The sequence below is a fragment of the Aquimarina sp. genome (assembly GCF_977115655.1).
This window is the reverse complement of sequence record NZ_CDSBKO010000003.1, coordinates 75780-98505: the sequence shown is the minus strand read 5'-3', so window position 1 is coordinate 98505 and position 22726 is coordinate 75780. Positions and strand designations below refer to the sequence as shown.

General features: G+C 33.3%; 24 protein-coding genes. 17 read left to right on the top strand and 7 right to left on the bottom strand.

Annotated elements, in window-relative coordinates:
• Positions 1–36: 36 nt before the first annotated feature.
• From ACZIYX_RS02500 to ACZIYX_RS02485, 4 genes are all read right to left on the bottom strand, one after another.
• The gene (locus ACZIYX_RS02500; protein ID WP_462680618.1) at positions 37–1005 is read right to left on the bottom strand and encodes an FHA domain-containing protein; all 969 of its coding nucleotides are present in this window, start codon (positions 1003–1005) and stop codon (positions 37–39) included.
• A gap of 1222 nt (positions 1006–2227) precedes the next feature.
• Complete coding sequence (locus ACZIYX_RS02495) at positions 2228–2896, bottom strand: response regulator (RefSeq protein WP_462680617.1); 669 nt, start codon at positions 2894–2896, stop codon at positions 2228–2230.
• A gap of 15 nt (positions 2897–2911) precedes the next feature.
• Positions 2912–4870 carry a tetratricopeptide repeat-containing sensor histidine kinase gene (locus ACZIYX_RS02490; RefSeq protein ID WP_462680616.1) on the bottom strand — a complete coding sequence of 653 codons (1959 nt, stop codon included), beginning with the start codon at positions 4868–4870 and terminating at the stop codon, positions 2912–2914.
• An 89-nt stretch (positions 4871–4959) separates the two neighbouring features.
• A complete protein-coding gene (locus ACZIYX_RS02485; protein WP_462680615.1) occupies positions 4960–5118 on the bottom strand; it encodes a hypothetical protein in 159 nt (52 codons plus the stop codon).
• 338 nt (positions 5119–5456) lie between these two features.
• Between ACZIYX_RS02485 and ACZIYX_RS02480 the strand changes: the two genes are divergently transcribed.
• The 17 genes from ACZIYX_RS02480 (at position 5457) to ACZIYX_RS02400 (ending at position 20498) form a co-directional block, all read left to right on the top strand.
• A complete protein-coding gene (locus ACZIYX_RS02480; protein ID WP_462680614.1) occupies positions 5457–5999 on the top strand; it encodes a hypothetical protein in 543 nt (180 codons plus the stop codon).
• 294 nt (positions 6000–6293) lie between these two features.
• The gene (locus ACZIYX_RS02475) at positions 6294–7469 is read left to right on the top strand and encodes a molybdopterin molybdotransferase MoeA (RefSeq protein WP_462680613.1); all 1176 of its coding nucleotides are present in this window, start codon (positions 6294–6296) and stop codon (positions 7467–7469) included.
• 116 nt (positions 7470–7585) lie between these two features.
• Positions 7586–7921 (top strand): winged helix-turn-helix domain-containing protein, encoded by a 336-nt coding sequence (locus tag ACZIYX_RS02470; RefSeq protein WP_462680612.1) that lies wholly within the window; start codon positions 7586–7588, stop codon positions 7919–7921.
• Between the two features lie 32 nt (positions 7922–7953).
• Positions 7954–8535 (top strand): molybdenum cofactor guanylyltransferase, encoded by a 582-nt coding sequence (gene mobA / locus ACZIYX_RS02465; protein ID WP_462680611.1) that lies wholly within the window; start codon positions 7954–7956, stop codon positions 8533–8535.
• The gene (locus tag ACZIYX_RS02460) at positions 8519–8755 is read left to right on the top strand and encodes a MoaD/ThiS family protein (protein ID WP_462680610.1); all 237 of its coding nucleotides are present in this window, start codon (positions 8519–8521) and stop codon (positions 8753–8755) included. The genes mobA and ACZIYX_RS02460 overlap by 17 nt, the downstream gene beginning before the upstream one ends.
• Positions 8756–8775: 20 nt before the next feature.
• Entirely contained in the window at positions 8776–9882 is a 1107-nt protein-coding gene (gene moeB / locus ACZIYX_RS02455; protein ID WP_462680609.1) for a molybdopterin-synthase adenylyltransferase MoeB, read from the top strand.
• Between the two features lie 36 nt (positions 9883–9918).
• On the top strand, positions 9919–10362 hold the full coding sequence (locus ACZIYX_RS02450; protein WP_462680608.1) for a molybdenum cofactor biosynthesis protein MoaE: 444 nt from the start codon (positions 9919–9921) through the stop codon (positions 10360–10362).
• A 133-nt stretch (positions 10363–10495) separates the two neighbouring features.
• Positions 10496–11407: a bifunctional molybdenum cofactor biosynthesis protein MoaC/MoaB gene (gene moaCB, locus ACZIYX_RS02445; protein WP_462680607.1), complete on the top strand. Its 912-nt coding sequence runs from the start codon at positions 10496–10498 to the stop codon at positions 11405–11407.
• Positions 11408–11441: 34 nt separating this feature from the next.
• A complete protein-coding gene (gene moaA / locus ACZIYX_RS02440; RefSeq protein ID WP_462680650.1) occupies positions 11442–12449 on the top strand; it encodes a GTP 3',8-cyclase MoaA in 1008 nt (335 codons plus the stop codon).
• A gap of 142 nt (positions 12450–12591) precedes the next feature.
• Positions 12592–13428, top strand: a complete 837-nt coding sequence (locus ACZIYX_RS02435) for a universal stress protein (RefSeq protein WP_462680606.1) — start codon at positions 12592–12594, stop codon at positions 13426–13428.
• 25 nt (positions 13429–13453) lie between these two features.
• Positions 13454–14875 carry a cardiolipin synthase gene (cls, locus tag ACZIYX_RS02430; protein WP_462680605.1) on the top strand — a complete coding sequence of 474 codons (1422 nt, stop codon included), beginning with the start codon at positions 13454–13456 and terminating at the stop codon, positions 14873–14875.
• Positions 14876–14888: 13 nt separating this feature from the next.
• Positions 14889–15686, top strand: coding sequence for a patatin-like phospholipase family protein (locus ACZIYX_RS02425; protein WP_462680604.1), 798 nt, complete (start codon positions 14889–14891; stop codon positions 15684–15686).
• The gene (locus ACZIYX_RS02420; RefSeq protein ID WP_462680603.1) at positions 15664–16296 is read left to right on the top strand and encodes a Crp/Fnr family transcriptional regulator; all 633 of its coding nucleotides are present in this window, start codon (positions 15664–15666) and stop codon (positions 16294–16296) included. The genes ACZIYX_RS02425 and ACZIYX_RS02420 overlap by 23 nt, the downstream gene beginning before the upstream one ends.
• Before the next feature lie 66 nt (positions 16297–16362).
• Positions 16363–17160, top strand: a complete 798-nt coding sequence (locus ACZIYX_RS02415) for a sulfite exporter TauE/SafE family protein (protein WP_462680602.1) — start codon at positions 16363–16365, stop codon at positions 17158–17160.
• Between the two features lie 172 nt (positions 17161–17332).
• Positions 17333–18745 carry an MBL fold metallo-hydrolase gene (locus ACZIYX_RS02410; protein ID WP_462680601.1) on the top strand — a complete coding sequence of 471 codons (1413 nt, stop codon included), beginning with the start codon at positions 17333–17335 and terminating at the stop codon, positions 18743–18745.
• Between the two features lie 777 nt (positions 18746–19522).
• Complete coding sequence (locus ACZIYX_RS02405; protein ID WP_462680600.1) at positions 19523–20080, top strand: YeeE/YedE family protein; 558 nt, start codon at positions 19523–19525, stop codon at positions 20078–20080.
• A 4-nt stretch (positions 20081–20084) separates the two neighbouring features.
• Positions 20085–20498, top strand: coding sequence for a DUF6691 family protein (locus tag ACZIYX_RS02400; RefSeq protein WP_462680599.1), 414 nt, complete (start codon positions 20085–20087; stop codon positions 20496–20498).
• On the opposite strand, the gene ACZIYX_RS02395 is transcribed toward ACZIYX_RS02400, so the two are convergent.
• From ACZIYX_RS02395 to ACZIYX_RS02385, 3 genes are all read right to left on the bottom strand, one after another.
• Complete coding sequence (locus tag ACZIYX_RS02395) at positions 20487–21491, bottom strand: 2-hydroxyacid dehydrogenase (RefSeq protein ID WP_462680598.1); 1005 nt, start codon at positions 21489–21491, stop codon at positions 20487–20489. The genes ACZIYX_RS02400 and ACZIYX_RS02395 overlap by 12 nt on opposite strands.
• The gene (locus ACZIYX_RS02390) at positions 21472–22137 is read right to left on the bottom strand and encodes a hypothetical protein (RefSeq protein WP_462680597.1); all 666 of its coding nucleotides are present in this window, start codon (positions 22135–22137) and stop codon (positions 21472–21474) included. Before ACZIYX_RS02390 ends, ACZIYX_RS02395 begins: the two co-directional genes overlap by 20 nt.
• Positions 22138–22216: 79 nt before the next feature.
• On the bottom strand, positions 22217–22717 hold the full coding sequence (locus ACZIYX_RS02385) for a hypothetical protein (RefSeq protein ID WP_462680596.1): 501 nt from the start codon (positions 22715–22717) through the stop codon (positions 22217–22219).
• Positions 22718–22726: the final 9 nt, after the last annotated feature.

The window sequence follows — 22726 nt, the reverse complement described above, 5'->3', positions numbered from 1 at the left end:
ATATGGCTCATAAAGCTCGCAAAAATAGGTTTTCGATTACAATTGACTAGAAACAACCAGGATTTCTCCTTCACTTTTTTCTTCTTTTAAAATCTGAAAAAAACGATGTGCAAAACGAATTTCTCCTTTTCTTCGTTCAATAACATCCATAAATAAAGAACCGTAAGGTTGTATTCCTAATAACTGTTTTCGAAAACGGTGAATCTGAAGATTTAAATAATAGGCGTCAATTTCTTTATATAATTCTTTTGACATTTGATCTACCAGATCTTCTATAGGTATCCACCCGTGATCGTTAAAGATATCTTCATTGTTCATATCATAAAGTCTCTTTCTTGCCAGCATTAAAAGTAAATAATGATGTACTCGTTCCCCCAAATCCAACTCTATTGCATCTACTACAATTTTTAAACCCACATGCTCTTCATCTTCACTTAAAGAAAATAAAAAATGTGCGCTATCTACTACATTACCGTTATCTATAGTATCCTCCAGAGGCTCGTTATCTATAAATTGCCATTCTTCTTCATTAAGGCGGTAAGATTTTCCATGCTCAAATTCTATAGTTGAAGAGGCTGTTTCTGCTTTCCACTTTTTATTTTTTGAAAAATAAATAAGTATCTCTGCATCTTTACCATTAGGTAATATATGACAGGTATTAAGCTCTAATATCGTTTCTGGATTTGTTAAAGACCTTAAATAACTAGATGGTTCCTTAATATCTATTAATTGCCATTGCGCTAATTTGCCTTTGCCAAATTGAATAGTGGTACCTTCTATTAGTTTTCGTGTAGAGTGGTGTACATATTCCCCATTTACTAATGTACCATTACGGCTATAGTCTTGTATATACCAATCTTCATTTTGCCAAAATATAACAGCATGCGATTGTGAGACGTCCATTTCTGGTATATGGGTAATAGAGTTTTGTTGATTTCTCCCAAATGTGTTTTGGGTATTTAGTATAATAACTTGCCCGGATAATTTATTTTTAATAGTTGCCATGTCTCTCTAAGGGTATTTGTGTAGTATAGTTTAAGAGTTACTATTTAGTTTTGTAAAACTAAATAATTATTCTATCAATTTACACAATTTACTTTAATCAACAAACAAATAAATCTAGTTTCCTGAACTTATATTGCCTTAAAAACATCTGTAATACCATTTTAACTTTGAAATCGTGTGTATAGAAATTGAATTTATTTTTTAAGTATTCAAGACAAAAAGCTTATACCAGACTTAATCCGGCCATCAAGCATAGCATTTGTGCAGAGCTAAGCCAAAGTATGGTTATGGTTATATTTTTAACAAAGAATAGATAAAAAAGGAATAATTTATTAGTGCTGTTTCAAAGTTAGCTGGTATTACTATATAAATGAAATAATAGCCAACAAGCCTGAAACAAGCTTATAAAAATATATTTAGTTTTTGAGGCAAACCTTAAACAAGGGGCTGAAATAGTAGCCTTTTTCTTACTTTATTTTTAAAATCAGGTTATCACAAGTATTTATCTATATTATTACAACACTAGCACATTATGATTATTTCCTCTCAACAAGTATCCTTGTTAAAAAATTGATTATCAAGTTTTTATTGTAAATTTGAGTTACTGCAAATAAAAAAGAGAGAGAGAGCAATTAAAAAAACAGTAAATATTTTACGGGAAACCGTAAATATTTAAAAGCTTCTTACTATATTGGCATGTAGGAAAATACTAGGTTAAAATTAACATATCCTTATAATGGTTGGTTTATAAAATCAATCGTTATTCAGACCCTGCTTTTGTTGGCTCGCCAAAGTTTTACAATTGCGGGGTTGTTTTTTTATAATTAAAAAACTCTTGTTTAGTTTTTACGATCGATCAAAAAACCTAATAATCACATTTTATAATAGCCAAATCATTTAACTATTTTATAGGTACTATTTCAAAGTTAAAGCTAATAAATGACAAATCCTTACGGGTTTCCATAATAAAATTGTTACAACTACTTTAATCTACTTTAAAGAGCATCCAAATCATAAATTATCAGACATTTACTTCTTTGGCTTTTTTTTAAGTTTCTGAGTGGCGGTGGTTAATAGTATACTTTTTTATTGCAGGGAGAATGCATTTGAAACCAAATATTGCTCACTCAACCCATCCTTGTATAGTTTTTTTATGTAGAGACAAAGAGTTCCATAAGGGTCCTGACTTCTCTTCTAATCCCAAACATCTGTTTTCTTTTACTTATAACAACCCCAAATCTTTGGTCATTGCTACCAGATGTATAGCGTTTTTGGCTTTAAAATTAAATTTTAATTTATTAAGGCGTTTTTCTATAGAGCTTATGCTATTAGGAGATATATGATTTTTCTTAAAATAATCTCCAATTTCCTCTTGGGTAAGACCATCTGATAAATATTTTAACAGCAAAAGATCGTAGTCTTTTAGTTCGAATACGTTGTTTTTGCTCATTGCGCTTTCTAATTGGGGAGAAATATAGATTTTATCTTCGTATATTTCTGTTACTGACTGTACCAATTCATTTAATCCATAACGTCCTTTGCAGATATACCCATTGATGGCCAAATCGTTAAAAAAAGATTTTACTTTTCCTGGTCTGTCCTCCATAGAGTATATAATAACCTTTATATCTGGTTGTATTGCTCGTATAGCTTCTATAAGTTGGATGCCCGAAACTAGTTTTCGTTCTCGATGGCTTTCTTTAAAAGAAAGATCGGTAATAAGCAGATCAAATGGGGAATTATCGCTGCTGGCTCTTCTAAATTTCAGGTAGGCATCATCACAGTATTGAGCTTGTTGTATCTCATCAATCCCAGTTCTTTCATGAAGAATCCGGGCGATCCCATGATTAATACTACCAAAATCTTCTGCTACTAAAATTTTTTTAAACATAATACTATATTATAATTAACTCGGGAAATGTATTTTGGCTTTAAAGCCTTTTCCTTTTTCTGAATCAAATATAAACGATCCTCCAATCGTTTTTATACGGTTTTCCGTATTCCGCAGTCCATTGCTGTACATTATCTCTTCGGCAGACACTCCTACACCGTTATCTGCATAGGTTATGGTTATAGTTTTGGCTATTTTTTTGAAGGTAATTGCCACCAATTCTGCCTGGCTATGTTTTTTCATATTAGTCATTAATTCCTGTAGAGATCGATGTACAATGATTTTTTTTTCCGGATTAATTGATTGCCAATTAATTTCGTTAATATCTTTTATAATAATCTTAGTATCATTAGAGCTATAACTACTTAACATATTATTAAGTTCTGCACCATACTCTTTCCCTGTTTTAAAACTATTATGCTCTCTGGATATATCGCGGGTACTTTTGTAAATGATTTCTAGTTTATCTAACATCTCCTGGCTATCGGTATTATTATTTTGCATTTGGATCATAACCTGATATACATCATTGGCTAGCTCATCATGCAATTTTTTAGAGATACGGGTTTCTGCATTATACACTTCTCGTATTTTTTCTCGGGTATATCTCTGCTTAAAAAAATAGAAAACCACTACCCCGCTTAAAGTTAAAAATAAAGTACTAAAAAGGTAAATTATTTTTTGTCGCTCTTTTCTTGCTGTTTCTGCTTTTAAGGTAAGATTTTCGTTAGTAAGTTTATCATTTTCATAACGGGTCACTGCATAGATCTCCCGGTTATTTTGGTTAGCTTCTTCCAATTCTTTGTGTATACGATCATATTCTATAGCCTCTTCATTTGTGTTTTTCCGAAGCCTGAAAATAAACCCTAAAGATTCTATAATAGAAGTCAAACTATTTTTTCTTTTTGCATTATAATATGCTACTTCTGCATATTGTAATGCTTTGGCTTTATCTCTATCAAAATAATATCTTGTTAAATACATATTGCTTGTAATCAACCCTCCAATATCATTAATTTCTTTTCGTATGCTCAGTGCTTCGAGTAAAATAGATTCTGAATCTTTATTTTCTTTATTTTGAAGCCATTGTACATACCCCAGATTACCAAGTATTCTTGCATATTCTGTATTATCTTCTTTTACTGTTGGTTCTGTTACCAATATTTTCAATAAAGATATTGCTTTCCTATAGTCTCCCTGATCTGCTAATATTAAAGCCTTTGTGTTTTTAAACATTAAGATATCCCCTACTCCTATTATTTTTATAGAGGCGCTATCTTTTCCCAGATTCAAGGCTTTTTCATTATATCTTATAGCTTCATTAAAATTTTTTTGAACCCTATTAGCTACCGAAATAATATGATATAAACCAGCAAGACTTCTTAAATCTTTTGTTTGTTCTAAATATGTTACCCCATCAATAGCTGTAGTTTTACTACCAGAATAATCCCCTAAAGAAGTTTGTATATTAGCCATATTCAATAAACTTCTCCCCGCTCTTATAGTATCTTTAATCCTCCTTGCTATTTTAAAGCTTTCATTCTGGTATTGGAAAGCTTCTGCTAATTGATTGTTATTTTTATGGTACATCCCTAATTTAATTAAAGCTTTTGTTATATAAATAGTATCTTGGCTTTTTTGTGCTAAATCATATAGCTGACGAGAATATACAATAGCACTATCATATTGTTTAGCCTTATTTAACAACTTTGTTTTACGCATTAAGCCTATATAAACCAAAGAATCTTGCCTAGATAGCCAAGCTCCTTTTAAAAAAGAAGAAATATATTCTAAACGTTTTGATATAGGTAAAGTATCTATATCACTTTGTAGGTAATAATTGATAACAGTATCCAAATTTTGAGAATACATACGGTTTTCTACTTTTGTCTGCCCAAAAACAGAGATAGAACTATATAACAATATAGCCCCCGTAATAATATTAAAAAGGAAATCGACGCGCCAAAGTTTCATTCCTCTAAAATACTAAATTAAATTGGGTGTATATTGTAATTTTACAGCATATACACCCAATTTATTATATTTTGAACTACTAGTATTTTTTATCCTTCATCTGAATCCGGATCAACTTGGCCATCTTGGCCTTCTGTAGCAACTTGTTCTGCAGAGATATCTTCGCTATCATTAATTGCATCTGCTGTACAAGATGTAAAACTTGCTGTAATAAATAGAGCTATAAGAATATAAAAAACATTTTTCATAATTTTTGATTTTTTAAAGATTAAACATGGGGATTGCAGCCTGGCATTTTACCAGGTATTTGGGGATGCAATCCTATACATTAAGGGGGTACCCTTTTATTTTTCGGAAAGTTGAAATCTTTAGTTATAGTGTATAGCCACTTTCCTGGGGAGCTTTTACCGTAACTTTATGGATTTCCGTAAGAACCGAGTCAAAACATTTACTATGTTAGCAAAGTGAAACTGGAACTATTGATACTGCGAATTTATAAAGACCCCAAGTCTATGTTTGCATACAATTCCAAGGATTCCTAAGATTCCTTAGAAATCCTAAAAATTCCAATAACTTTAGATTATTTATGAGAACAAAAACAAGTGAGACCTACAAAAGAGAGATTCTTGAATTGTACAACAGAGAAAAAGGCGGAGAAATGAGTAATTACCTTTTTAAACCTACTCGAAAGCAAATTAAAGAAGCTTGCCTATGGCTATTACAAAGACGAAATGAAAAATACGATGAAGGTATTTTAAACCGTTTCTTTCAATTTAAAGAAGGAGAAAACAAAGCTTATGCAATCGAGCGCGTTCACGGAGATAAGTTTAAACCAATCATTAATTTTTTAACAGGTGAAACAAAATCTACAACACCTGCAAATCTGGAGCTAATTAGTTGGCTTATTGATTTTAAAACAAGACCTCTGTCAAATTATTTAAAAACAAACCCTAAACCTGAAGACGAGCATGAAACAACCTTACTCAATATCAATCAAATAACCGCAAAAAACGAAATAGAAAAAATAGATATTCCAGAAACCCGAGTGATTGAAAGAACCGATAAGAGTATTACGATTATCTCTCAAATAAATCCTTCCCTTAGGATTACTACTATTGTATCTTTATAACATATATAGTTGAGAGCTAAATTATTACAAAACAGACCCTATAGAACTAAGGTCCTATAGGGTCTGTAATTTTTTTAAACAATAATAAATGCTACAAAAACACCGTATAAAACAAGTAATATCAAAAACAACAATACCCATAAAGTAGCTCCTCCTCAATACAACACTCCCAAACTCAAAAGCCCGAAAAATGCTTTTAAACTTTTCTTTTTTATATTTAAAATTAACAAAACGAACATATTAGTACTGTCTCAAAATTTGGTTGTATTTTTACATGCACAACAAATCTAAATTATGGTAACTGTAGAACAAGCACTTGCATTAACTGCCAGTACTATCCAAAAAACAGAAGTAATTTATACTCTATCTATATCAAAAGCACAAGGATATGTGCTTGCAAAAGATATTTTATCTCCTATCGATATGCCCCCGTTTCGGCAATCTGCAATGGATGGGTATGCTTTGGGATCTACCACAGACAAAACCTTTGCTATTATTGGTGAAGTCAAAGCAGGTGATAATACGAACCCGGAACTTAAAGCGGGTGAGGCTATACGTATTTTTACCGGTGCTCCTGTGCCCTCTGGAGCCAAAGCGGTAATCATGCAAGAAAAGGTCGAGATCCAAAACAATGTAGTAGTATTACAAGAACCTGTTGTGCCAAATGCCAACATTCGTCCAATTGGGGAGCAAATACAAAAGCAAGAAATTGCCATGCAACAAGGATCTGTTATAACTGCTGCAGGTGTTGGGTATCTGGCATCTTTGGGGATTACTCATATCGATGTTTATAAAAAACCGTCTATTGCAGTTATCGCTACAGGAAATGAATTGGTACCACCGGGGCAAACCTTAAAATATGGCGAAATCTATGAGAGCAATTCGATTATGTTCTCGGTAGCTCTTACCAAAAGTGGTTTTACCAATGTATCTTATTTTAAAGTAGAAGACAGCTATGATATTACTCTTTCACTTTTAGAAAATACTATAGAAAATTATGATGTGGTTCTGATTTCTGGCGGAATATCGGTTGGGGATTATGACTTTGTAGGCAAAGCCCTAAGCGCACTGCAGGTAGAAGAAATTTTTTATAAAGTGAAACAAAAACCAGGAAAACCTTTATACTTTGCCAAAAAATCAGGAACTACTATTTTTGCTTTACCTGGTAATCCGGCATCTTCATTAAGCTGCTTTTATATATATGTACTTCCGGCTTTACTCAAACTATCAGGGCAAACAAATTGTGATCTACAGCGCAGTACTGTTACTGCTACTACGGCATATACTAAAAATGGAGAGAGAGCAGAGTTTTTAAAAGCACTGGTACAAAAAGACTCTGTAACTATACTAGACGGGCAGGCGTCCTCTATGCTACGGTCTTTTGCTCTGGCAAACGCTATGGTATATCTTCCCGAAGAAATAGCCCAAGTAACGATTGGAGATGATATACAGGTTATCCATCTGCCATAAAACTTAAACAAAATAGATTTTATACCCTATATATCCAGTTAAAATTTGTAGTAAAGAAATAAACTCCTAAAAAAACGTTGTATCTTTGAAGGTATAACGCTTTACTTATAGATTTTATGGATTATAAAATAAGGAGCCGGATTTGGATAGAGTCTGAAAATGGTATTTTTTTGGGTGAAGGAAGGGTACGATTATTAAAAGCTATTGCAGATACTGGTTCTTTAAGTAAAGCTGCCAACTCTTTGGATATGTCTTATAAAAAAGCATGGAAACTATTGGACAGCATGAATAATGCCACCAAAAAACCTTTGGTTATTACCATAACTGGTGGTAAAGGTGGTGGTGGTGCCAACCTAACTACTCACGGCAAAAAGGTTATCAAAACATTTGATACCATTAATCAAAAATGTTGGGAATTTTTGGATAACGAGTTAAAAAATATTTCTTTATAAGTATTTATCCCCTTATAATAACATACCCCTAAATGAATAAAAAAAACAATACAGGAATTATTTTAGCAGGAGGCAAAAGTTCACGAATGACTCGTGAAAAAGGTTTAGTATTACTTAACGGCAAACCATTTGTTCAGTATTGCATCGAGGCTCTTCGACCTTTGGTTAGCGAAATTATTATTGTAAGTAAAAATCCTGATTACGATATTTTTGGAATAAAAAGAGTAGAAGATATTGTATCTAATGCAGGCCCGATAGCTGGATTGCATGCAGGACTGGTATATTCTAAAACTGAAAATAACCTGGTATTAAGTTGTGATGTGCCAATGGTTACTACCTCACTTCTAAAAAAATTAATATCCCATAACGATGACCATTTTGATGTTGTTCAATTTAAAACCGAAGGAACAACAATACCTTTAATTGCACTATACAAAAAAAGATGTACCAATACCTGTGAAAAACTACTTCTTAATGGAGAGCGCCGTTTGCGTAAACTCGTTTCTTCTTTAAATACAAAAACAGTTAGCGTACTAAAAAAAGAACAGGTTTTGGTAACCAACATAAATACAATAGATGAATTAAAAATAATAGCAAATGCAATTAACAATTAAATATTTTGGGATGTTGGCAGAAGCCACAGCTATTACAGAGGAACTATTAGAAACAAAAACCTGTTCTCTTTTTGAATTGGTAAAAACCCTAAAAAACCAATATCCAAAACTAGCCGACGCCAATTTTAAAATTGCAGTAGATCAACAATTAACAGAGCTTGATTATATAATTAACACCAATGCAGAAATAGCTTTATTACCCCCTTTTGCAGGAGGTTAATATAACAAAAAACGCAGATAATGAATTTGTTACCCTCAAGATATCACAGGCAAATTATCCTTCCAGAAATAGGTTCCTCTGGTCAGGAAAAACTTAGCGCATCTAAAGTATTAGTTATAGGGGCCGGCGGACTGGGATGCCCTGTGTTACAATATCTTGCTGCTGCAGGAACAGGTACTATAGGTATTGTAGATTTTGATGTAGTAGACACTTCCAATTTGCACCGCCAGATACTATATGGCACCAGTTCTTTGGGAAAAAACAAAGCCCTGGCCGCAAAAGAACGTCTTACAGATCTAAATCCAGAGATAACCATTACTACATATACCGAAAAGCTAACTGCAAAAAATGCCGTGTCCACTTTTTCTGAATATGATATCATCGTAGATGGAACCGATAATTTCTCTACCCGGTATTTGATTAATGATGCCTGCATTATCACAAACAAACCACTGGTATATGGTGCCATCTATAAGTTTGAAGGACAAGTATCTGTATTTAATTATCAAAATGGTCCCACATACAGATGTCTTTTTCCAGAACCCCCAAAAGCAGGAAGTGTTCCTTCCTGTTCAGAAATAGGGGTTCTGGGAGTTTTGCCAGGTATTATAGGCAGTATGCAAGCTAATGAAGTTCTTAAAATTGTTTTAGATTTGGGCAATGTTCTGTCTGGAAAACTATTTACCTATGATTGCTTAACCAATCGTTCTTCTAGCTTTGGTATTCATCGAGTAGAAACTGAAGTGTCCAAAGTACTGGATACCGCAAATCATTTTGAAACTATAGATTATGATCTTTTTTGCGGAATACAAAAAGTAAACGAAATAACAGCCAAAGAAGCTTTTTTTATAAAAAATGCCTGGTTTATAGATGTTCGTGAACCCCATGAGCAACCTAAAATTGAAAGCTTGCATCCTATATATATCCCTTTAGGAGAATTAAAAGAAAAAGCAAATACTATTACCAAAGAAAAAGAAATAATCCTTTTTTGTCAATCTGGTATCAGAAGTAAAAAAGCAGTAGAAATCCTTTTTCAAGAAGGGTTTAAAAATGTATCCCACATAAAAGGAGGAGCTGTTGCTTTATATAACAATATACCAAATCTTACAGGTTTAAAAAACCTCTAAAGTTTATAAAAATATGATTAAAAGAAATAAATAAGTATGGAAACAAAGAAACCAAAAAATGTATTTATACAAGGTGCTATTTCATCTGACTTTATAGGAGCCTCTATTGCCAAACACCAATCCAAAACCAGTATAGGAGCACACAACATTTTTTTAGGCCAGGTTCGTGCCGATATTATTGATAACAAAACAGTTATCGCTATTGACTATACTGCTTATAAAGAAATGGCTAATCAAAAATTTGACGATATACGCGAAGCTACTTTTGCAAAATTTGACCTTACTTGTATGCATATATACCATAGTATTGGAACCGTAAAAGCCGGAGAAATTTGCTTGTTTGTTTTTGTTTCTTCACCAAGAAGAAAAATAGTGTTTAAGGCTCTGGAATATGTTGTAGAAGCAATTAAAGCAGATGTACCTGTTTTTGGAAAAGAGATTTTTGAGGATCAAACCCATCAATGGAAAGAAAATAGCTAGTATGGTTTTATAAATCATAAGAACCCGAAATAAATGAGGAGAAATAAAATAACTTATGGTTTGTCATCCCAACACAGGCTGAAATCCAAAATAGAAACTAAGTTTAAATCTAAAAGCTATTATTTATAAAAGCATGGTAGACATTACACATAAAATATCCACATTAAGAGTTGCTACAGCACAAGCCATTGTAAAGGTTAGTAAGCCCGAAACTATAGAAGCGATACAAAAAGATACAGTACCCAAAGGAAATGTATTTGCTATGAGTAAGGCAGCTGGTTTGCTTGGTGTAAAAAAAACTCCGGATTTGCTGCCAGATTGCCATCCCTTACCTATAGAGTATACGGGGATTGAATACACTATTAATGGTCTGGAAATTACCGTTCTGGTAACTATAAAAACCATTTACAAAACTGGCGTAGAAGTAGAAGCCATGCATGGAGCAAGTATTGTAGCCCTAAATATGTACGATATGCTGAAACCTATTGACAAAGGCATAGAAATTCATCATATAAAGCTATTGGATAAAAAAGGAGGGAAATCTGATTATAAAGACAAGTTTAGAAGAGATCTTAAAGCTGTTGTTATTGTATGTTCAGATACTATTTCTGAAGGAAAAAAAGAAGATAAAGCAGGCAAAGCCATTATTAATAAATTAGAAGCTTGTGAAGTGGATATCCTGGATTACACGATCATACCTGATGAAAAGGACATCATACAAGAAAAAGCAATTTACTATCAAAAACAAGGAGCAGATCTTATTATTTACACAGGAGGTACCGGTTTATCGATAAGAGATGTAACCCCAGAAGCTCTAAAACCACTATTAGATCGAAATATACCTGGTATCGAAGAAGCCATACGTAAATATGGACAAGACCGTATGCCTTATGCTATGCTATCCAGAAGTGTTGCCGGCACCATAAAGAATACCCTTGTATTAGCTTTACCAGGTTCTACCAACGGAGCAAGAGAATCTATGGATGCTATTTTTCCCGAAGTATTACATCTGTTTAGAATTTTAAAAGGCGCAAGACATGACTAAACCAAACGCTAAACCTCACAAGTTTTCAAAACCTGTGAGGTCTACAGAAGGTATGCTTACCGACACCTTTGGCAGAAACCATAACTATCTAAGGATTTCGCTAACAGAACGATGCAACCTTAGATGTACCTATTGTATGCCAGCAGACGGGATTCAACTATCTCCTAAAGAGCATATCATGACGTATGAAGAGATTTATACTATTGCCAAAGAATTTGTAAGCATGGGAGTTACAAAAATCAGACTTACCGGCGGTGAACCTTTGGTTCGTAAAGATGCATCCCTTATTCTGGAAAAACTAGCTTCACTGCCCGTACAACTTACATTAACCACTAATGGAGTTATCGTAGATAAATTTATTGAGCAGTTTAAAAAATGTGGAATTAAAACGCTCAATGTTAGCTTAGACTCCTTGGATTCTAAAAAAAATAAAGAGATTACCCGAAGGTCTTATTTTGAAAAAGTGTACCAAAATATTCTTTTACTTATTAAAGAAGGCTTTATCGTAAAAGTAAATTGTGTTTTAATAAAAGGGTTTAATGATAATGAGATTATAAATTTCATTAATTTGAGCAAAGACCTGCCAGTACATGTTCGGTTTATCGAGTTTATGCCTTTTGATGGTAACCAATGGAATATGGATAAATTGGTTTCTTTACAAGAGATTCTATCTCAAGTACATTCTAATTATAACGAAAACCAAATTATAAAGTTAGAAGACGCTCCTAATGACACTACCAAAAGCTATAGAATTAAAGGTTATCAAGGGTCTTTTGCAATCATAAGCTCGGTTACTAATCCTTTTTGTGATGGTTGCAACAGAATACGCCTGACTGCTAACGGACAAATAAAAAATTGTTTGTTCTCTACAAAAGAATCTGATCTGTTAACCCCTCTTAGAGCAGGTAAATCCATAACTTCAATTATCCAAAAAACAATACAATCCAAACTAAAAACACGTAACGGAATGGATACTCTGGATAAATTTAGCAAGCCCAAATTCCACTCTGAAAACCGTAGTATGATTAAGATAGGAGGTTAACAAAAACTGCATCCTAGAGGAACCAACAACTCAGGGGTTATTAAATCGCCATTGAGATATTAAGGCTTTTCATGCATGACCGATATCATAGTTAGTCTGTGCAATAGAATCTATTTTTGATAGTATATAAAATAAATTCTACATGAAAAATATTTTGCTTCCTACCGATTTTTCCAATAATGCCAGAAATGCAATAGAGTATGCTTTACAATTTTTCAAAAATGAACTCTGTACTTTTCATGTTCTTAATGTTCAAAAAGTTTCTAAATATACCACAGATGATTTAATGGCTGCCCCTGCAAACACCTCTATCCATCAATCTGTAATTAGTGAGTCCAAAAAAAAATTAGAAGATTTGGTTGAAGAGCTAAAGAAAGCATACGTTAATGAAAGCTATACCTTTAATGCTGTTAATGATTACGATATTTTTATTGATGCAATAAGACAAACTGTAAAGTCCAAAAATATTGATATAATTGTTATGGGTACAAACGGTGCTACAGGAGCAACCGAAGTTGTCTTTGGTAGTAATACCCTTAATGTTATTCGTAAAATAGACTGCCCTACCATTGCTATACCACAAGGGTATGCTTTTAAAAATCCAAAAAACATTTTATACGCCATAGATTATTGGGATCATTTTAATGCAGAAAACATCGATCCATTAATGAGCACCCTTACAAAATACACCTCTACTTTGCGCATCCTTAAGATCAAAGAAGATGACACCATTACTGTAGCCGACTTTGATGATAAAAAGCACATGAATGAGTTTTTTAAAGAAATAAAACCTACCTTTCACTCCATATCCAATGTTCCTACTGCTTTGGCAATTAATAGCTTTGTACAAATTATGGATATTGATATGACCGCTATGTTTATAAAAAGAGAAACTTTTTTAGATCGTTTTTTTAAAGGATCCGAAACCTCCAAAATAAGTTATGGAACCAAAGTACCTTTATTGATTATGCATAGTTGAAGTAACTATAAAATATAAACCATAAATGTTATTATATGTTGCTATAGCACTTTATATTTTAACCGGAGGATTTATAGTTATGCGTTTACTCTTAAATGGCATACGCCCAACCAAAACCCTTGCCTGGTTGCTTGCTATTTTTACTATACCGGTAGGAGGAATTTTTTTATACCTAATGTTGGGCAGAAACCGAAGAAAAAACAAATTATTTAAACTTAAACATACTCCAAAGGCAACCTACTATATTGTAAAAGCCATAGAGCAGTATTCACACATTACAAAAAAAGAGTTTGAAGAGCATCATAAAATCATTTCTTTAATTACCAAAAACTCGTACTTTGCCCCTTGTACAGGAAATGATGTAAAATTATTAAAAAACGGAGAAGCAACTTTTCAAGCCATATTTGATGCACTAAAAAATGCAGAGCATTTTATATATCTGGAATATTATATTTTTGAAGAAGGAAAGTTAACTACAGATCTTTTTAATCTTTTTCAGAAAAAAACAAAAGAAGGGGTTACCATAAAGATTCTTTACGATGGTATAGGGAGTATTTCATTAAGTAAAAAATACATTCGGCAGCTTCAAAATATTGGTGTGGAAATCCATAAGTTTTTGCCTATAAAATTTGGTAAATTTTTATCCTCTATAAACTACAGAAATCATCGTAAGATTATTGTTATAGACGGCAGGATTGCTTTTACCGGAGGTATTAATGTATCTGATAAGTATATAAAAGGAGATGACTACTTAGGAGCTTGGCATGATATCCACTTGCAACTCAAAGGTCCTGTTGTTCAAAGTCTGCAAGTTATTTTTGCAATGGATTGGTATATGGTTAGCGAAGAAGATTCTATTTTGGACACTTCCTGTTTCTATACCCATAAAAAAGCAAATGGAGCTACCGTTCAGATCGTGCATAGTGGACCAGATTCTGATTTTTCTGCTACACAGCAGATGTATTTTTCTATGATCAATGAGGCCAAAGAATATATCTATATTACCAACCCTTATATAATACCGGGAGAATCTATTCTGGATGCATTAAAAGTCGCATCTATGAGCGGGATAGATGTACGAATATTACTTTCAGAAAAGTCGGACAACGTTATCGTAAAATGGTGTGTTCGTTCTTATTTTGAAGAATTGCTACAAGCGGGCGTAAAAATATATTTGTTTCCAGAAGGATTTATACATAGTAAGACTATCGTGGCAGACACCACAATTTCCTCTATAGGTACAACAAATCTGGACATCAGAAGTTTTGAACAAAACTACGAAGTAAATGCAGTAATCTATGATGATACATTTGCACTAGCATTAAAAGAGGACTTTTTAAACGATATTAAAAGCAGTAAACAATTAGATTTTATTACATTTATACAACGACCCTGGAGTCAAAAATTAAAAGAAGGGTTTGCCAAAATCTTTAGCCCTGTTTTGTAAATTTATTACCAAAATGAAAACTACAAAAAATATAGGATTAGTTCTTTCTGGAGGAGGTTTTAGAGGAGTCGCGCATATAGGTGCTATGCAGGCACTAGAAGAAGCGGGAATTATTGCAGGCTTTGTTTCGGGAACAAGTGCCGGAGCCATAGTAGGCTCCTTGTATGCAGGAGGATATTCTCCAAAAACAATAAAAGATTTCTTCAAAAATACCCCTTTGTTCACCTTTAACAGGTTTACTCGCAAAAAACCGGGATTTTTAGATACCGAAAAATTTTATACCGATCTGTTAGCCTACTTTCCTGAAAACTCTTTTGAATCGTTGCAAAAAAAACTTTTTGTTACCGCTACAGATTTAATAGAAGGAAAAACAAAAGTTTTTAATACCGGAGAATTAATTAAACCTTTACTGGCTTCTGCAGCTTTTCCCGGTGTTTTTACCCCGGTAATGATTAATAACGAATTATATGCAGACGGGGGGATTTTAGATAATTTTCCTGTAACTCCTCTTAAAAAACATTGCAACCTTATTATCGGGGTAGATGTATCTCCTATTAAAAAACCAAAAATAAGTGATTTCAAACATTCCTATAATGTTATGCAACGCGCATATTATCTTAGAGCAATGCCCAACGGAGAAGCAAAATTTAAGCAATGTGATATTGTAATACAACCCAAAGAACTTATCAACCATAGCGTATTTAATACCAGTAGCCTGGATAAAATATATGAATATGGATATCAGGAAGCAAAACTACAACTACAATCTTTTTTTAAAAAACAAGAAAATGATACAGGAAATAAAAACTAATTATGGAAACTTTTTTGAAGAAGAACTATTAGAAGAGATTAATCAAATAGGCACCTTTAAAGAAATACCTGAAGGTTTTGAACTTATAAAACCCGGTAGCTACATTAAATTTATGCCTTTGATTATTAATGGCGCGATAAAAGTTCTGAGAACAGATAATGAAGGGGATGAATTATTATTGTATTTTCTGGAAAAAGGAGATACCTGTGCCATGACATTATCATGCTGTTTGGGACACCACAAAAGCGAAATCAAAGCCATTGCAGAAACAGATACCAAACTAGTAATGATCCCCGTATCTAAAATGGAAGAATGGACCACCAAATACAAATCCTGGAGAAACTTTGTTTTTGATAGTTATCACAAAAGATTAATTGAAGCAATAGAAACTATCGATAGTATAGCTTTTCTTAACATGGATGATCGTTTATTAAAATACCTTAGGGACAAAATCAAAATCAACAATACCAGTGTTATTCATAGCACCCATCAACAAATTGCTTACGACCTTCACACATCCAGGGTAGTAATTTCAAGGTTGCTTAAAAAATTAGAGAAAGATGACGTTCTTAAACTAAACAGAAATAATATAGAAATACTTCAAATCTAACCCCTCTGTAACAAATGTTACTGTAAAAACTCTGCGTCGAAATTATTTTTGACAAAAAATAATTTGATGGAGATCACAGAAATTTTAGGATATACAGGAGCATTAATAATTGGAGTAGTTTTAGGATTAATAGGCGGAGGAGGCTCTATACTAACCGTACCCGTATTTGTATATCTTATGTATCTCAATCCCGTTACAGCCACAGCATATTCGCTCTTTGTTGTAGGCGTTTCTGCGTTGGTAGGTGCTATTAATAACCTTACAAAAGGTTTGGTAAGCATTCGCACCGCAATTGTATTTGCTTTACCTGCATTTATAGCTGTATATACGACCAGAAAGTATATAGTTCCTGCCATACCAGATCAACTTTTTTTTATTAGTGAATTTATGGTCACCAAAAATATTGGAATCATGATATTCTTTGCTGTTATTATGCTTCTGGCATCTGTATCCATGATAAAAAGCAAGAAAAATACAACCGTAGCAGAGGAACCGGTAAAATATAATTATCCATTGATTCTGGCCGAAGGATTTGTTGTAGGAGTATTAACAGGATTAGTAGGCGCAGGTGGTGGTTTTTTAATAATTCCTGCTTTAGTACTACTAGCAAAATTACCCATGAAAAAAGCGGTTGCTACCTCTTTATTAATAATCGCTATAAAATCCCTTATTGGTTTTATAGGAGACGTGGAAAATCTGGAAATAGAATGGAATTTTTTGTTGCTATTCACCACAATTTCTGTAGCAGGAATTTTTATAGGCATGTACATGTCTAACTTTATAGATGGTAAAAAACTAGAAAAAGGATTTGGCTGGTTTGTTTTGGCAATGGGTATTTATATACTCTTTAAAGAATTAACCTAAACAACAGGCTTTGTAACAATTGTTACCTTAAAGGAATAATAATTGGCGTATTTTTGAATAATAAATAATATAATACACAAAAATATAATTAATCTTTATAATTAGTATTGATGTCTAATCAAAATTAAAGGCACAAAACCCCTGGATAATTATACTTAAAAATACAAAACAAATGAAAATAGAACAAATATATACAGGATGTCTGGCTCAGGGAGCTTATTATATTGAAAGTAATGGCGAAGTAGCAATAATAGACCCTCTAAGAGAAATAAAACCTTACTTAGAAAAAGCAAAAGAAGATAATGCAAAAATTAAGTATATTTTTGAAACCCATTTTCATGCAGATTTTGTAAGTGGTCATGTAACTTTAGCCAAAGAGACCGAGGCAAACATTATATATGGTCCAAATGCAAATCCATCTTTTGAAGCTATAATTGCCAAGGATAATCAGGAGTTTTCTCTGGGAGACATCACTATTATAGCTTTACATACCCCGGGGCATACTATGGAGAGTACTACCTACCTTCTTAAAGATGCCAATGGTAAAGATCACGCCATTTTTAGTGGCGACACCCTGTTTCTTGGAGATGTAGGTCGCCCGGATCTGGCTCAAAAAGCGGCTCATTTAACACAAGAACAACTAGCAGAAACACTTTATGATAGTTTACGCACCAAAATCATGCCTCTTGCAGATGATGTAATTGTATATCCTGCTCATGGTGCAGGTTCTGCATGTGGTAAAAACATGATGAAAGAAACGGTAGATACACTGGGCAATCAAAAAAAAATGAATTATGCCCTTAGAGCAGATATGACCAAAGAGGAGTTTGTAAAAGAAGTAACCGAAGGATTACTACCTCCTCCACTATATTTCCCTTTAAATGTAAAAATGAATAAAGAAGGATATGAAGATCTCGATAAAATAATAAAGCAAGGAACCACACCTTTGTCTCCAGATGATTTTGAAGCGTTGGCCAATAATACCGGTGCCGTTGTTTTGGATGTAAGACATCAAGATGAATATGTAAAAGGGCATATCCCAAGATCTATATTTATTGGTATTGATGGTGGGTTTGCTCCTTGGGTTGGTGCTTTGATAGCAGATGTTAAACAGCCTATATTATTAGTAGCTCCAGAAGGACGAGTAGAAGAAACCATTACCAGATTATCCAGAGTAGGATTTGATAATACCCTTGGGTATCTTGATGGTAGTTTTGATGCATGGAAAAAAGCTAGTAAGGATTATGACACCATAACATCTATCTCTGCTACAGAGTTTAAGGACATTATCACTCATGAAAAAGTTCCTGTTTTTGATGTACGTAAAGAAAGTGAATTTGTAGCTGAACATGTTGAAGAAGCAAATAATTCTCCACTGGATTTTATTAACGATTATCTTACCGAGTTTCCAGAAGACAAAAAATTTTATGTGCATTGTGCAGGAGGTTATCGCTCTGTGATTGCAGCTTCTATTTTAAAAAGTCGTGGTATTCATAATCTTATTGATATTGCTGGCGGTTATAAGGATATTAAAGAGGCAGGAATTAAAACCACAAATTATGTATGTCCTTCTACTTTAAAATAACTGTGGATATAGTTTAATCAACAACCCTATAACAGGATCCAAGGTACATATTTGTTTTCGAAGGCTAGCCCTCGGGAATAAGCCCCTATAGAATTAAAAAGAGACTAAATGAATGGCTTTTGGCAGAAAAAAAACATTGGGAAACTATATATCGTACTAAAGACTTAAAAGAGGTTAGTTGGTATCAAAAAAACTGTAACCTCTATAGAATTTATTACTTCTCTTAACCTTCCTAAAACTGCAAAAATAATAGATATTGGTGGCGGAGATAGTTTGTTGGTCGATCATTTACTAGACTTAGGATATAGTAACATTACAGTCCTTGATATTTCTGAAACGGCAACACATAAGGCAAAAGAAAGATTAGGAAATCTTGCAGATACTATTATCTGGATAGTAACAGATAAGGCTAAATCAACATAAAATAACATTAATCTTTCTAGTAAAAAATCGAAGTTCAAGGCAAAAAGCTTGTACCAGACTTGATCTGGCATCAAGCATAGCTGTAGTTACGGCTATATTTTTTAACGAAGAATAGATGAAAAAGAAATAATTTATTAGTGCTATTTCAAAGTTAAAATGGTATTACTCCATATTCTGAAAAATTCATGAGTGATCTGGTTAAAAAATTAAAATGTTCTTACTTAAATCATCAAACCCCTTTTAATACCTCTCAAAGTTTTATTTTTTGTAGTTTTAAAAAGAAATAATAATTGTGTAACAAATGTTACATACAACACTTTTTGATTTTAATTACTTTGCAGCAAAATAATACAGATGAATTGGATTTATAACCCATGGCCATGGTATGTATCTGGCCCTTTAATTGCATTAGTGCTTTTTATATTGCTAATGATTGGCAAAAGATTTGGGATGTCGTCTAACCTAAAAACTATGTGTACCATTTGTGGGGCAGGAAAAGCTTCTGGCTTTTTCAGGTTTGACTGGAAAGCACAACGATGGAATTTAATTGTAGCGTTTGGGGTGATTATAGGCGGGTTTATTGCCAATACATTTTTATCTACAGATACCGCAGTACAATTAAATCCTGAAGTGGTCGCAGATCTTCAATCCAAAGGTTTTGAAACCGCAGGAAAAACTTATATGCCAGACAACTTATTTTCTAACGATGTTTTTACAGATCCCAAAGTATTATTTTTATTGATAATAGGAGGATTTTTAGTTGGTTTTGGTGCCAGATATGCAGGTGGTTGTACTTCGGGGCATGCCATATCCGGGCTTAGTGACTTACAATTGCCCTCGTTGATTGCTGTAGTTGGCTTTTTTATAGGTGGATTACTTATGGTACACCTTTTATTTCCTTTAATTTTTTAAACGTATGCGCTCTATTATATATTTGGTTATTGGTGTTTTTTTCGGGATTGTTTTGTTTAAATCTGAGGCCGCTTCCTGGTTTAGGATTTATGAAATGTTTCAATTCAAATCTTTTCACATGTATGGGATTATTGGATCTGCCGTAGGATTGGGTGTTATAATTACTCAAGTTATCAAAAGATTTAAAGTAAAATCTTTTTATGGGGAACCTATAGATATAGCTCCCAAGGATAAGGGTTTTGTCCCGTATATACTTGGCGGTATATTGTTTGGACTGGGGTGGGCTCTTGCCGGCGCTTGCCCGGGACCAATGTTTGTGCTTTTGGGTGCAGGTTACCTGCCAATTTTGATAGTGCTTATTTCTGCTATTCTTGGTACTTTGGTATATGGTATAGTAAAAAACAAACTACCCCACTAACTCCAACGTTAGTTCATTTTTACCAGGTATATTTTGCTGCCAACAGTCTACATTATAAAATGTTGTTTCTGCTATGGTCATAAGTGCCTCTTTTGTAGCAAATGCCTGGTGAGGTGTAAGCAGGGCGTTAGGCTGTTCGATAAGGCGTTTTAACAACTCATCTTCTGGTTTGTTTTTGGAATGGTCATAAAAAAATATCCCGCTTTCATTTTCATATACATCTGTGCCATATCCTGAAATTTTATTGGATTCTAATGCATGCAGTACATCCCTGGTGTTTACTACTGCTCCTCTGGCAATATTAATAAGGATCACCTCTTTTTTCATGTGCTGAATATAATTTGTATCTATAAGGTGGTGTGTGTTGCTGTTAAGGGGCATGCTCAAAAATATAACATCAGACTCTTTGCACAAGTACTCCAAATCTGTATATGATATTTGATATTTTTTTTCTGTTTCTTCATCTTTATAAAGATCATTTGCCAAAATACCACAACCAAATCCATGCATTATTTTTGCTATTGTCTTTCCTATTCTGCCAACCCCAACAATACCAATTGTTTTTTTATGAAGATCAAACCCCACCAGGTTACTTAATGAAAAATTATACTTATGCACTTGTTCGTTAGCACGTATCAGTTTACGATTTAATGCCAATAAAAGAGATACTGCATGTTCTGCAATTGCATTTGGAGAGTATCCTGCGGCATTTGCCACTTTAATCCCTAATTTTTTTGCTGTAGCAAGATTTACATTATCGTGCCCTGTAGAACGCAAAGCTATATAATTAATTCCAAATCCTTTTAATCTTTCTAATACCTGAGAGGATGCAATATCTGCAGAAAAAATAGATATGGCATCAAAACCCATTGCTAACATCGCCGTTTTACTGGTAAGACGTTCTGGAATATATTTAACCTGATGTACTTCGTTATTTGCTTTTTCGAGAAAAGGAATTTCAAAATCCTTTGCACTATATATTAGTATTTTCATGGATTTGTTCTTCTATAATTAATAACTCTTGCCCTTTTAACGCCCAAACTAATACTTTGACATAATCTCCAACGGCTTTTTTAATATTTTCGGGTTCTGTAACATCTATAGCCCCCTTCCAGATTAGTTCTCTTTCTTTGTCCGGGCAAATGCAATAAAGGGAGGATTCTGCATGAAAAACCTTGTACTCTTCATAATAATCTTCATCATAATAGATTTCCTGGTTATTATAATAATCCTCTCTAAAACTCTTAAATGTTCTATCCAGATTTCTGTATGCCTTTACCACTGTTACTTTATCCTCTACCCCCAATACTTTAGAGAGCAGTATTGCATCAAAACCATTTTTGATAAGATCAGATTCCAGAGCCAGCATTTCTTTTTCTGTTTTGGGGGAAGATGTAAAAGAGTTCTCAAAATAATCGATACTTTTTACTGCATCAACCCCATTTTTTTTTAGTTCTGCTACTAATTTTTTTTCGAATACTTGCCTTGTATTTTTCTCTGGGGTAATACCAATGACCAAAACTTTTTGTGCTTCAAAAGTTTTGATGTCAGGATTTTTCCAGTTTTCAACCAACTCGCTAGAGGTACAACTATAAAATAATACAACAACGATTAATATATATGTATGTAATTTGTTCATTCTTTACTATTTATTGTATTAAAAATAATGTTTGGTTTTTTTTCAGGAATAACATTCAAAAAAGCTTTAACAGGTATTTTTACTTTATTATTTTATTTAATCGTTCTACCAAAATCCCTGTATAATATGATCTTTTTTCAATAATCGACTCTCCTGATATTACGTCTATATCTTTTAATGCTATATTACTACTGCCCACGGTAGAAAGGATGATGAGTTTATCTAATTGATCCGGGTGGTTTTTGATAAACCTTTTTACATTGCCTGGCGGGCTGCCATACTCCCAGGAGTTAATAATAACCAATGCATCCCACTTATCTATATCTACAGTAAACATGGTATATACATCTATTACTTTAAAATGTATAGCATCCTTTTGGTAATGTCTAAGGATTCCCTGAACTAAAGAATCTTTAAACCTACTACCTTGTGATGCTATTAAAACTTTGGTTTCCAGACTTGGATCCTTAACTTCAAAAGGAATTACGGTATCCATAGAATAGGTATACTCATACCATATCCAGAACCCTGAAAACCCTATCAAAATAAGCCCTATTATAACTCTGATAATTCGTTTCATTTTTAATTT